Annotated in this window: 1 protein-coding gene; it reads right to left on the minus strand. The window is 62.6% G+C overall.

Annotated features, from left to right (window positions below; genetic code table 11):
* Window positions 1-1,011: sugar ABC transporter substrate-binding protein (locus tag DMB66_RS60000; protein WP_148112983.1), on the minus strand; the 1,011-nt coding region annotated here is incomplete at its 5' end.

A 1,011-nucleotide genomic window follows, 5' to 3' on the forward strand; every position in this document is an offset into this window, starting at 1 on the left:
TCAGCTGATGCCGTTGTCCGTGCAGAGCTTGGCGAAGTCGGCGGTGCAGAGCTCGGCCTTGGTGACGAACCCGTCGGCGACGACGTCCTTGACGTTCGCCTTGGTGATGGACTGCGGGTCCAGCAGCACCGAGGGCACATCCTTGCCCGAGTCCGGGTCCTTGATGGTGCCCGTCGCGGTGGTCGGCTTCTCACCCTTGGCCAACGAGATCGCCAGCGCGGACGCCGCGTCGGCCTCCTTCTTGATCGCCTTGTAGACCGTCATGCACTGGTCACCGGCGAGGATGTTCTGCAGACCCTGCACCGTCGCGTCCTGACCGGTGACCGGGACCTGACCGTTCAGCTTGTTCTTCTTCAACACCGAGATGGCCGCGTTACCCAGACCGTCGTTGGCGGCCAGCACACCCTTGATGTTCTTGTTCGAGGTCAGCATCTGCTCGAAAATCGTGCCACCCTGGGCGTTGTCCCAGTCCGGCACCGACTGGTTCGGGCCCTTGGTGAAGGTCCCGTCGGCATACTTCGGGTCCAGCACCGAGTTGTAACCCTGCGCGAACAACGTCGCGTTGTTGTCCGTCGGCGAACCGTTGAGCTCGGCCACGACCGGCTTGACGTACTTCTTCTCCGTCAGACACTCGACCAGACCCTGACCCTGCAACTCACCGACCTTGACGTTGTCGAACGACACGTAGTAGTTCGCACCACCATTGAGAGTCAACCGGTCATAGTCGATCGTCGCGATACCGGCGGCCTTGGCCTTGTCCAGCACAGCCTTACCGGTACCGGAGTCCAGGTTGACGATCATCAGCACCTTGACCCCGCTGGAGATCATCCCGTCAGCGAGCGTCTGGAACTGCGTCTTGTCACCCTGCGCGTTCTGAATATCGGCCTCGACACCAGCCGCCGCGAAGGCCGCCTTCAGGTACGTCAGGTCGGCAGTCGCCCAACGCGCCGAACTCTTGGTATCCGGCAGAATGACGCCCACCTTGCCGATGGACGAGCCGCCGGTGCTGCC

The sequence above is a fragment of the Actinoplanes sp. ATCC 53533 genome (genome assembly GCF_003947245.1).